Source organism: Caballeronia sp., assembly GCF_028292365.1.
Lineage (GTDB): Bacteria > Pseudomonadota > Gammaproteobacteria > Burkholderiales > Burkholderiaceae > Caballeronia.
Genome location: NZ_JAQGMM010000137.1, coordinates 1 through 10,381, shown reverse-complemented (window position 1 = coordinate 10,381; position 10,381 = coordinate 1). Strand labels below are relative to the sequence as shown.

Here is a 10,381-nt window from a genome sequence, read left to right as displayed (position 1 = left end):
GCGTCGTCTTGACGTTGCCCCAATCCGGGGCGTGTCACTGATATATGGCCGATAAGCAGCGCCGACAGACGCACCAGATAGCGACGGTAAATCCGAAGGACAGGGTGAACTTTGACGTGCTATCGGGTAACCCGCTTCACGCTTCAACAAGAGGCTAACCAGGCGCATGCAAAAAAAATCCATCCGGCTTGCACCGAATGGATTTTTTAGCGACAACGCGTGGTCGCAGAGGTACCTTGATTGCCGCGTTGCCGCGCTTCCGTAGAAGCTCGAACCAACCGGTTTTACCCGGGCGATTCGCCGTTCGTTATCCAGCGGGGATCTGGATCACCAACGATGTACACATGATGATGTTTCGACGAATCGCAGGCTATCGGAGGAATCCGACTGCTTTACTTGAGCACTCTTCCTGAACCTAGCGGACCCGATTGCACGAGATCGACCAGCACACGCGTACCCGGAATAACCGTGGCGGCTGCGTTCGGCGAATTTGCCTGCACCGTCAGGACAGCGCCCTGCGTGTCCTTGAGCGTCATCACGTTGCCATCAACGCGTGCCACGCTGGCCACGATCTGATTGCCGTCCGCTGAAGGCACGGGCGCCAGCGACGACGAGTCGAGCACCGTCAGCCTGACCGCGCGCTGGGATGTGCCAACCACCTTCGTGCCAGCTTTCAGTTTGTCGAGATTCTGCACATCGCTGCCGACCTGAAACGCTTCGGCACGGCCCTGTGCATTGATGACCGTGACCTGGTGCGTACTCACATCCACTGATTGCACACGCCCGCCAATTTGCACTGCCGTGGTGCCGTCGATAGTCGCGGCAAACGCGCCGGTCATGACCATTGACGATGCAGCCGCGATCAGTGCGGACTTGAATGACCCAAGGGCCTTCCTTGCTTTCGATTTCATGCTATTGCTCCTGCCGGACAAATAAGGTTCGGCTCATGCGATGTCCGATCTAATCGCACAAACTGTTCAAATAACGTGAACCCAGTTTGTTTTTCGAGATGACCACTGTCAATCAACCCGGCTGGTTTTTAGGTATCCTCCTATTTCAAGACGTCGATTTAGGATGTGCACCAAAACAATCAATTTCGAAGCCTGTTAGAAGTGGTAAAGCTTAAAGGTCGTACACTGTTGCAATCGTGCTCGGCGCGGTTATTTAGGATGACGCAGTCCATTACAATAGGCGCTTGCAATCTTTGCCCGGCATCGGGCGCTGGGGAAATACCATGTCTCTTCTCGACGTGGACACTATCGATTACGTCGGCGTGAACATTTTGTTCAAGCGCGTGTACGTCGGCATTTTCGACGACCTCGACTGGGACGACGAAGCGAAGCATTTTGCGCTGCTGACCAAGAAAATCGATCGTTACACGCAATACATCCGTTCGGGTCAGTTACTCGCGGCTTACCCGCGGGTGCGCGGCTATCCGGTGGTTATCGAATATGTTGCAATGCGGCCGATGACCCGCTCCGCCGAGGTTTTCTGGAAGACGCGCGAGACGCTTATCCGCGCGAGCGGTTTTGACGTCCGGTGCCGTACCGTCGACGTGCGGCATGCGCTTGCCGCGGATATCGAGGATATCGAGGTGAAAGTGGACAACGCTGAAGTTGCCGCTGACACGCGGCTGGAATCGATTGTCAACGCGCTCGATCTTGCACCGCGGCCAGCTCCTGAAGAGAAGCAGCGTGACGACATCGTCCATGCCGGCCGCCGCGCCGTGCTGGTGATGCGCAAGAAAACGTCGTCGGGACGATGAGCGCGTACGAGCGGTCAAAGCAAGCGCCGTCGAGCGAAACGTTCATTGTGACAAAACAGTGAAACAGTGACAGTTAGGCAAAAAAGGCGAGGCCCAATTGGGCTTCGCCTTTTCTGCGTTCTGCGTATCGTGTCTTGCGAAGATCCGGCCGGCCTAGCAGGGTTCACTGCGTTCCCGTGCTTCCCTCCCAAGCCTTCACCGGTTCGTCGCTCGAGCAAACCTATACCGGCTTTTCAAGCAACAACCGTGGTTCACCCGCCTTGGCGCATGAACCGGGCACTTCATTCGCCACCCGTATTCATCGGCAAGCGCCGTTTATGGGAAATGGCGACGGGACGCTTGGAGTCCGCGTCGCGCGGTGCGCCCGCGCCGGTGCGGGCCGCCCCGGCGGTGAATGCTTTGCCGGTGTCTTCCTGGATGGTCGAAATCGAATGCTTGTAGACCGCCTGGATGCCGGCGGCGGAACTCAGCATGACCAGATACTGGTCGAACGATTCGATGTGACCAACCAGTCGTACCCCGTTCACGAGGAAAATTGCGACACGCTTGCGTTCTTTGCGGGCGGCGTTAAGCACGTCGCTCTGACTTTGCTGCTGGGGTTCTGTAGCCATTCTCATTCGACCTGACGTTAGTATTTCAGACTGTTCCGGCAGACATCCACCGGAATCTTGATGCGCGTTGCACGATTCGACAATTCGATAGTGCGCTGCGCCGGACTCACTATTAAGTCCCGGAGAAACGACTTGCGCTGACCGAATGCTACCGTTCCTGCCGCTCGGTAACACCATAATGCCAGATGGCGGCACCGCGCATCGTTTGCTCCCATTCGAGCAATGCAGCTCCCGGGAGTTCAAATTTCGCACGAAAAATCAGTTTCGGAATATTCGCAAGCCCCATAAAACTGCTTACGTTTGCATCTCCAATACTAACCCACTGGAATATCGCGTGGGCGCGGGCTGTTGAGGTCGAACAAGGTCAAAACCGGACAAACTCTCGCCGGCCAGCGCCGCGCAGTGCGAGGGGCAACAGCCGGCACTTTCCGGTGGTTGCTGAAAAGTCCGGCGGCTGAGCTCCGCCGAACTGGCGGTCAAGTCGCGCGAGATCCCGAGCCTCGGCCATTCAAACAAAGGAAAGGTCAAAAAAGGCCGTCACGCCCGGTTTCCCGAATCGCAACAGCCTTTTGCATTCGCCGCCGCCTAACGCGGGTGGCGTCTGGATTTTAACGCCCAGCTTTATTGAGCGGGGGTTGCGGGGGTTGCCGGCTTCTTCTGCTTATGCTTGAAGAGGTGAGGCTTGCCTCTCGAACTTCCCGGTGTGGAGCTATTGTCGCCGCCCGTGGTCGGACCGGCCGTTGCTGCACCGTGCGCGTTGCCGCCGCCCGAACCACCGTTGCCATTTCCCTGGGCCGCGGCCATGCCGGACGCGCCAAGGAGGATTGCAGATACGCAAATCAGGTTAAGTACTTTCATGGTCAAACTCCAAGGAGCACGCATAGAGCACGATTTAGCATTCGGTTGCCGGCCTCCGGGCTCGCGCCTGATGACCGACTCGCAGACAACGGGTCGAATGTAATGTATTGCAAGCACCGCTTCAATAATTGTTTCCATTAATCCGACACACGCCCGCTGTAGCACAGCTCGCAGCGATACGTGTTCTCAAACCGGCGGCCCCGGCAACAAGGGCATCAGCTGCCGGGCGACGCCGTCCAGGATCTCCTTCGACAAAACCGGGTCCGAGACCGCTCTCGCCAAGCCGATCGCGCCGAGACAGGCGCTCAGCTGCAGCATGGCGCGGGCACGGCGCTCGGCCGGGTCCGGGATATCGAGCAAACCCTCGGAGAACGCGAGATTGTGCTTGACCCGTTCCGTGAATACCTCGCGCGTGGCGTCGTTGCCGCGTCCGACATCACCCAGCAACGCGCCCAGCGCACAACCTTGGCCAGGGGCATCCCGATGCGCCTCGCTCAAGTAGTCGCGCACCGCCTGCGCGAGATTTTCTGCACGTGCCTCCCATACATCGAGGCTCTTGAATGCAACCTCGAGCGCCTCGGTCACGAGTTCGTCGCGCGATTCAAAATGCTTGTAGAAGCCGCCGACAGTCATGCCGGCCTCCTTCATGACGTCGGCGACGCCGATGCCGTCCAGCCCAAGTTCCCGAAAGCGTCGTGCCGCCACATCGACTATCCGCTGATGTGTTGCCGCCTTCTCTGCCTGTGAATGTCCCATGACCTTCGTTTGTCCTGTGATGGGGTGCCTACTAAGGTGACCATAGGCACCCCCGGGACATCAATCTTAATGCAGAACTGGAATGACGCAGGCGGGCTGGCTCAACGCAATATTTGTCGCCGCTTGCATGTTCGTGTCATTTTCCGCAATACAACAGGATATTAATTAGGCATGCGACGTAATTAATGAAAATTAAATTATGCTTCCCGATGACGCCGTTGGCCAGACGGCGTCATCCGCTCTTCAGGCCTTGAAAAAACGGTTCTCGGGCCTCGGTAATCCAAGGTTCTCTCGCAGAGTGACGCCTTCGTATTCACGTCGGAAGATACCTCTTGCCTGCAGTTCAGGCACGACCTTGTCGACGAAATCGTCGAGTCCGCCCGGCAGATAAGGGAACATCACGTTGAAGCCATCAGATCCGTCCTCCACGAGCCATTGCTCCATCTGGTCCGCAATCATCGTGGGCGTGCCGATCATTTCAAGCCCAGAATAACCCCCGACCCGCTGCGCCAGCTGGCGGATCGTGAGATTGTCGCGGCTCGCCCATTCGATCACGCGCTCGCGGCTGCTTTTGCTTGCGTTGGTTTCAGGTATCTCGGGCAACGGTCCGTCGGGGTCAAAGCCTGAGACATCGTGACCCAGCATGATCGAGAGCGAGGCAATGCCGCTGTCGTAATGAACCAGGCTATCGAGGCGCGCGCGCTTCTCCAGTGCCTCGTCCAACGAATCACCGACCACGACGAACGCCGCCGGCAGGATCTTGAGATGCTCGGGATTGCGCCCGAGTGTCGCCATGCGCCCTTTGATATCGGCGTAAAACCGCTGACCGTCCGCTAGGGTGGTCTGTGCGGTAAACACGGCTTCCGCCGTTTCGGCGGCAATCTGCCGGCCCGCTTCCGATGACCCCGCCTGCACGATGACCGGCCAGCCCTGCACGGGCCGCGCAATATTGAGCGGCCCGCGCACCGACAGATGCTCGCCCTTGTGGTTCAGCACATGCATCTTGTCGGGTTCGAAGAAGGTGCCGCTTTCAACGTCGCGAATGAAGGCGTCGTCAGCCCAGCTATCCCAGAGGCCGGTCACGACATCGAAGAACTCCCGGCCCCGCCGATATCGCTCGGCATGCTCCACATGCTCTTCCAGACCGAAGTTGAGCGCTGCGTCCGGGTTGGCGGTGGTCACCAGGTTCCAGCCGGCGCGGCCGCCGCTCAGGTGGTCGAGTGAGGCGAAACGGCGAGCGACGTGATAAGGCTCGTCGAACGTGGTGGACGCTGTCGCGATCAGGCCGATGCGCTCGGTCACCGCCGCGAGCGCCGACAACAACGTCAGCGGCTCGAACGACGTGGCTGTGTGACTTCGCCTCAGCGCCTGGGTAGACATGTTGAGCACGGCGAGATGGTCTGCCATGAAGAAGGCGTCGAAACGGCCGCGCTCCAGCGTCTGCGCAAAACGCTTGAGATGCGCGAAATTGAAGTTGGCGTCCGGGAATGCACCGGGGTAACGCCAGGCTCCGGTATGAATGGTGGCCGGGCGCATGAAAGCGCCGAGCCGCAAACGACGTTGCGTGGTCATTGGATTCCGTTCAAGCGTTGATAAGATTGCCTCGACGGCAAGGCAAACGCTGCGCGCGCGGCGTCATCGATAAAATACGTCGAATGACGAATCCGTGCACAAACGGGTATTGGTGCAAGAGCGGTTTGGTGAGTCGTTCGTCTTTGGGCAAGCGTGTGGCGTCGCCGATGCGTCCGGATTCTTCAGCGACTCAGCGACGCCACCCAGCGCGTCAGGCTGCCGGCTGCACGTCGAACTTGTCTACCCGATCCGTATAGAAAGCCAGGTGATCCTTGATCTCGGCGACCGCCGGATAGGTGTCTTCATAGGTCCATACCGCATTCACAGAACGCTCGCCGCCCAGCGGAATGCTGTAGTACGAGCAATCCCCCTTGTACGGGCAATAGGTTGCGTGGTCCGTGCGCTGCAACAACGCCATGTCGACGTCCTTGCGCGGAATGTACTGGACCGCCGGGTACGACGCTTCACGCAACGTCAGCGCCTCGCGCGTGTCTGCAATAACCCGGCCGCCCATAGAGATAGTGATGCGCGCCGGGTTGGGCTCGATCGTGATGGGGTGATCGGGCCCGGGAATCTTGACTGTTTTGGTCTGCATGGCTTCGTGCTCCTTGAAGCGAGGGTTAACGGACTCAGCGTAGTGAGATAGTCGTTACCTACGAATACTGCAGGGTATCGGAAAGTGGATTTTTCTGCCGCGCACCCCGGTGTTTCCGCGCCAGCATTACGGCCTTGGCAAATCGGACGCTAGCGGGAGACAAGCCGCGCAGCCAAGAACGTGCGCTGAACAGTCAGCTCAGGGAAATGATGTTGAAAAAATTGCGTTGCCTGGCCGAGCGTCGCGCAGCACGGCCTATAAATAACCCTTGCCGTCTACATAGGCCTTGCGCCAGCGTGTAATTGTCACTCGCTCGAATAAACCCGCAAGCGCGAACGGGTCCTTGGCGATGAATCTTTCCGCATCTTCGCGCGTGTCGAGGTCGACCACATACACGCCGCCTCCCGCGTTACTGCCGTCGTCCTGGAGTTTCGCGCCGCACGCAAGCAACAACGCCTTGTTCGCTTCGAGATAGGCCAGATGCACGTCGCGCTCCCGAATGCGCACCGGAGCGTGATCTGGCTTGTCCCACGTTTCGATAATGAACGCCATGACACTTCCCTTAAGGAACTCAGTTTTGCGCGATAGCCGACGGATGCTGCGCAAGCGGCGTGACCTGGATCGCCATGTAAGGGAAAAGCGGCAGCGAGCTGAGCAAGGTGTGCAGTTCGTCGTTGGACTCGACGTCGAGGACGCTGTAGTTCGCGTACTGCCCCGCCACGCGCCACAAGTGACGCCACTTCCCTTCCTGCTGCAGTTTTTGCGAGAACGCTTTCTCGTCGGCCTTCAGGCTATTGATGAGCTCGGTGTCGGCGTCGAGAGGAATCTGTACCACCATATGAACCAGGAACAACATGATCGCCCCTCCGGAAGATGATTGAACCGCCTAGCCCCATGCAAGAATCGCGACGGTATACACGATACCAATCCAGAACATCATGATGACGGTATAACCCATGATGTCTTTCAGCTTGAGCTTCGACAACGCGAGCGCCGGCAAGATCCAGAACGGCTGGATCAGGTCGTTCCAGGCGTTGCCGAGCATGACCGCGGTGGCCGTATGCCCCACGGACGCACCAATCGCCTTCGCCGCCTCGATCATGAACGGCCCCTGGATGACCCAGTGGCCGCCGCCTGAAGGTGCGAAGAAATTGATGAAGAACGAACTGATGAGACCCCAGAACGGCAACGTATGCGGCGTCGCGATCTTGACGAAGAACTCAGAAAACGTATTGACCAGTCCCGACGACGCCATGATCGCCATGATGCCCGCGTAGAACGGATATTGCAGGATGATGCCGCTGATCGTCCTGATGCCTTCGTTGAGTTTTTCAACATAGCGTATCGGCGTGCCCAGCAAGATGATGCCGAGGAACAAGATGATGAAGTTGATCAGGTTCAAATCCATCGTGCCGCCGCCGTGGAAATACAGCACGACGTATACCACGCCGATCAATCCAATCAAGCCACTCAGCAACCGGCTGTTGTTCAGGCGGCTGGCAAATGTTTTTTCGTCGCCGGCGTCGGCGGGAATAGCCGCTTGCGCGGCTCGCGTGCGCTCCTCAAGCGTACGGTCGATCTCGGTCACCGGCTGGCCCGGCTTCGGATGCAGCCACGCGTTAAGCAAGGGCAGCGTGATCAGCACGACCAGGCTGGTAACAAGCATGGTCGGTGAAAAGATGGTCTCCGAGAGCGGAATGACGCCCATCTGTGCTTCCATCGGGTGGCCTTTGGTCGAGATAAGCACGGGAATGCTCGCCGACAAACCGAGACCATAAAGCGTGAAACCGCTATACGCCGATGCAATGATCAACGGGTAGTGAACGCCCTTCACACTGAGCGCCAGCTTGCGCGCGACAATACCGCCGATCACCAGCCCGAAGCCCCAGTTGAGATAACTGCCGATGCCGCCTACCAGCGTTGCAACAATGATCGCCATGCGTGGATCGTGCACCCGCACAACAATGCGATCGAGGAATCGCTCGGTCAGCGGCGCGGTCGCGAGCACGTAACCCATCGCGAGGATCACGGCCATCTGCGTGGTGAACGCAAGCAGCGTCCAAAAGCCTTTGCCCCAGCTTGTTGTCAGCGCCACGATGCCCTGGCCCTGCACCAATACGGCAAGGATCATGGTGAGAAGCGTCAGCCCGATCGCAAATACAAACGGATCGGGCAAATACTTGCGCATCAGTTCGGTGAAGAATCCCGTTATTTTCTGCATTGCAATGTCTCTGGAGTATTATTTAGTTAAGCGAAGTTTCTGAAAATGGGCACCGCTGGAACAAAGCTGCTCGTTCGGCTCTCAAGACTCTTTTCCTGAAGGCTCCTTTCCTGAAGCCTCCTTTTCTGAACTCTTTTCTGAACCCGTTAACCGCCGGTGGCGGGTCAGCGCCATCATTGCCCGGTCGCGCCATGCCACGCGCTCTTCCCATTGTTCAAGCGGCACCGCCGCGCGCCTTGCCGCGGCCACGATCTCGACCAGCTCCGGTGTCCAGGGATCGTGCTGACCACGCTCCGCGCCCATTCGTTCGTATGCAGGCCCCATCTTCTGTGCATGCGAGCTGATACCGCCGCGCGTATTCAGATCCACCGTTTCGAATGGTCCGATCACGGACCACCGCAAGCCAAGGCCGTCACGCATGACTGTATCTATGTCCTCGACCGTCGCGACGCCGTCACGCACGAGGCAATATGCTTCGCGCAGCACGGCGCCCTGCAACCGGTTGAAGACGAAGCCCTCGATTTCCTTCGATACCAGCACGGGTTGCAAGCCGGCATCGCGGAAAAGTTGCAGCGTGCGTTGCGTGACGTCAGGCGCGGTAAAAGGCGCGGGCACAATCTCGATCACGGGAATCAAATACGGTGGATTGCCTGGATGCGCAATCAGGCAACGATGCCTTCCGGCCAGGTCATCAACGAAGCTTGACGTCGTCAAAGCCGATGAAGCGCTGGCGAAGATCGCCGTCGCGGGCGCGGCGGCATCGAATTGTTCAAATAACTCACGCTTGATGTCCACCCGCTCGGGAGCGCACTCCTGCACGAGATCCGCGTCGGCAACCGCTGCTTCCACGGACGCTGCTATTTGGACGCGCGCCGCCACGGCGTCAGCGGCTTCGTCGAGTAATCCAAAACGCGCCAGTTCATTCAGGCGCTGCGTGATCTCTCCGAGGGCTGCATCGCGGCGGGACGCGTCTGGATCGAACAGTCGCACGGGCCATCCCGCCCGCGCAAACACCACAGCGAACGCAACCCCGATACTCCCCGCCCCCACAATTGCCACACGCCGGATATCTGCCGTGCTCATCTCAGACTCCCGCTACGCCGACCGTCATCCCGCCGCACACATAGAGCACCTGACCGGTGACAAAACCGCTGCGGGCATCGAGGAGATAGGACGCGGCATGCGCGATATCTTCCGGCGTGCCCACGCGTTTCACCGGCACACTCTCGACAATCGCGCGCGTACGCGGACTGTCCGGCGGGTTCGCGCGATCGAAAAGTTCAGTGCGAATCGGGCCAGGGCCAATCGCGTTCGCCGTAATGCCATGACGGCCGAGTTCCAGCGCCCATACGCGGGTCATGCCAATCAACGCGGCCTTCGTCGCCGAGTACGCGGTACGTAGTTCCTTGCCTAGCGCCGCGCGCGAAGACATATTCACGATGCGGCCGAAACCCGCGGCTTGCATGCCCGGCAGCAGCGCCTGCATGCACTGCATCGCGCAACGTACATTCAGGGACCAGGCGAGTTCGAGTTCTTCGAGACTCTGTTCACCCGCGCCGGCCGGGACCACCACGCCGACGTTGTTGACCAGCCGCGTGACCGGCCCGCCCGCGAGTGCCTGGTCAAGTGCTTTCCTCGTTGCTTCGGTATCCGAAAGATCAGCGATCAGACCGCTGCCTATCCGACTGCCTACGCGGTCGATCACAACGGCTTCGAAGCCATCCGCTTCACAGCGCTCGGCACAGGCCGCACCGATCCCGGCTGCGCCACCGGTAATCAAAACTCGTTCTCGTGTCATGTCGTGTACTTTAGAAAATCAGACGGTGGCGATCGGCGTCACGGGCGAACCCATCGCGCCCGGCAAGCGCAGCGGCGGCGCCGTGAGCATGAAGTGCGAGCGACCGTTGGCGCGCAGCCAGACCGCCAGATCGTGCAGATACCAAAGCTCGCCAAGCGGCAAGCCGAGCTTGAACAAACAATGATGGTGCAGCGGCATCAACGGA

11 protein-coding genes and 2 pseudogenes are annotated in these 10,381 nt (G+C 59.0%); 1 reads left to right on the top strand and 12 read right to left on the bottom strand.

Annotation, left to right across the window (positions count from 1 at the left end; translation table 11 throughout):
- Window positions 1–392: 392 nt before the first annotated feature.
- The gene (locus tag JWR14_RS08455) at window positions 393–911 is read right to left on the bottom strand and encodes a hypothetical protein (RefSeq protein WP_299704414.1); all 519 of its coding nucleotides are present in this window, start codon (window positions 909–911) and stop codon (window positions 393–395) included.
- 323 nt (window positions 912–1,234) lie between these two features.
- Between JWR14_RS08455 and JWR14_RS08450 the strand changes: the two genes are divergently transcribed.
- Window positions 1,235–1,765: a DUF6572 domain-containing protein gene (locus JWR14_RS08450; protein ID WP_299704412.1), complete on the top strand. Its 531-nt coding sequence runs from the start codon at window positions 1,235–1,237 to the stop codon at window positions 1,763–1,765.
- Between the two features lie 404 nt (window positions 1,766–2,169).
- Here JWR14_RS08450 and hfq read toward each other — a convergent pair.
- The 11 genes and pseudogenes from hfq to JWR14_RS08395 form a co-directional block, all read right to left on the bottom strand.
- A pseudogene (hfq, locus tag JWR14_RS08445) lies at window positions 2,170–2,376 on the bottom strand (RNA chaperone Hfq); the annotation flags it as partial.
- A gap of 621 nt (window positions 2,377–2,997) precedes the next feature.
- Window positions 2,998–3,234: a hypothetical protein gene (locus JWR14_RS08440; protein WP_299704410.1), complete on the bottom strand. Its 237-nt coding sequence runs from the start codon at window positions 3,232–3,234 to the stop codon at window positions 2,998–3,000.
- A gap of 186 nt (window positions 3,235–3,420) precedes the next feature.
- Window positions 3,421–3,990: a TetR/AcrR family transcriptional regulator gene (locus JWR14_RS08435; protein WP_299704406.1), complete on the bottom strand. Its 570-nt coding sequence runs from the start codon at window positions 3,988–3,990 to the stop codon at window positions 3,421–3,423.
- Window positions 3,991–4,233: 243 nt separating this feature from the next.
- Window positions 4,234–5,562, bottom strand: coding sequence for an LLM class flavin-dependent oxidoreductase (locus JWR14_RS08430; RefSeq protein WP_299704403.1), 1,329 nt, complete (start codon window positions 5,560–5,562; stop codon window positions 4,234–4,236).
- A gap of 211 nt (window positions 5,563–5,773) precedes the next feature.
- Window positions 5,774–6,157: a DUF427 domain-containing protein gene (locus tag JWR14_RS08425; RefSeq protein ID WP_299704400.1), complete on the bottom strand. Its 384-nt coding sequence runs from the start codon at window positions 6,155–6,157 to the stop codon at window positions 5,774–5,776.
- A 255-nt stretch (window positions 6,158–6,412) separates the two neighbouring features.
- Window positions 6,413–6,709: a YciI family protein gene (locus JWR14_RS08420; protein WP_299704397.1), complete on the bottom strand. Its 297-nt coding sequence runs from the start codon at window positions 6,707–6,709 to the stop codon at window positions 6,413–6,415.
- Between the two features lie 19 nt (window positions 6,710–6,728).
- Window positions 6,729–7,013, bottom strand: coding sequence for a muconolactone Delta-isomerase (catC, locus tag JWR14_RS08415; protein WP_299704394.1), 285 nt, complete (start codon window positions 7,011–7,013; stop codon window positions 6,729–6,731).
- Window positions 7,014–7,043: 30 nt separating this feature from the next.
- On the bottom strand, window positions 7,044–8,378 hold the full coding sequence (locus tag JWR14_RS08410; protein WP_299704391.1) for a TIGR00366 family protein: 1,335 nt from the start codon (window positions 8,376–8,378) through the stop codon (window positions 7,044–7,046).
- A gap of 81 nt (window positions 8,379–8,459) precedes the next feature.
- Window positions 8,460–9,461: a 3-hydroxyacyl-CoA dehydrogenase gene (locus JWR14_RS08405; RefSeq protein WP_299704387.1), complete on the bottom strand. Its 1,002-nt coding sequence runs from the start codon at window positions 9,459–9,461 to the stop codon at window positions 8,460–8,462.
- A gap of 1 nt (window position 9,462) precedes the next feature.
- Window positions 9,463–10,176, bottom strand: coding sequence for an SDR family oxidoreductase (locus tag JWR14_RS08400; RefSeq protein WP_299704384.1), 714 nt, complete (start codon window positions 10,174–10,176; stop codon window positions 9,463–9,465).
- Window positions 10,177–10,194: 18 nt separating this feature from the next.
- Window positions 10,195–10,381 (bottom strand): annotated as a pseudogene (locus JWR14_RS08395) (cyclase family protein); the annotation flags it as partial.

Coding starts and splice junctions, on each gene's coding strand:
- JWR14_RS08455 (WP_299704414.1), bottom strand. CDS start 911: ATGAAATCGAAAGCAAGGAAGGCCCTTGGGTCATTCAAGTCCGCACTG.
- JWR14_RS08450 (WP_299704412.1), top strand. CDS start 1,235: ATGTCTCTTCTCGACGTGGACACTATCGATTACGTCGGCGTGAACATT.
- JWR14_RS08440 (WP_299704410.1), bottom strand. CDS start 3,234: ATGAAAGTACTTAACCTGATTTGCGTATCTGCAATCCTCCTTGGCGCG.
- JWR14_RS08435 (WP_299704406.1), bottom strand. CDS start 3,990: ATGGGACATTCACAGGCAGAGAAGGCGGCAACACATCAGCGGATAGTC.
- JWR14_RS08430 (WP_299704403.1), bottom strand. CDS start 5,562: ATGACCACGCAACGTCGTTTGCGGCTCGGCGCTTTCATGCGCCCGGCC.
- JWR14_RS08425 (WP_299704400.1), bottom strand. CDS start 6,157: ATGCAGACCAAAACAGTCAAGATTCCCGGGCCCGATCACCCCATCACG.
- JWR14_RS08420 (WP_299704397.1), bottom strand. CDS start 6,709: ATGGCGTTCATTATCGAAACGTGGGACAAGCCAGATCACGCTCCGGTG.
- catC (WP_299704394.1), bottom strand. CDS start 7,013: ATGTTGTTCCTGGTTCATATGGTGGTACAGATTCCTCTCGACGCCGAC.
- JWR14_RS08410 (WP_299704391.1), bottom strand. CDS start 8,378: ATGCAGAAAATAACGGGATTCTTCACCGAACTGATGCGCAAGTATTTG.
- JWR14_RS08405 (WP_299704387.1), bottom strand. CDS start 9,461: ATGAGCACGGCAGATATCCGGCGTGTGGCAATTGTGGGGGCGGGGAGT.
- JWR14_RS08400 (WP_299704384.1), bottom strand. CDS start 10,176: ATGACACGAGAACGAGTTTTGATTACCGGTGGCGCAGCCGGGATCGGT.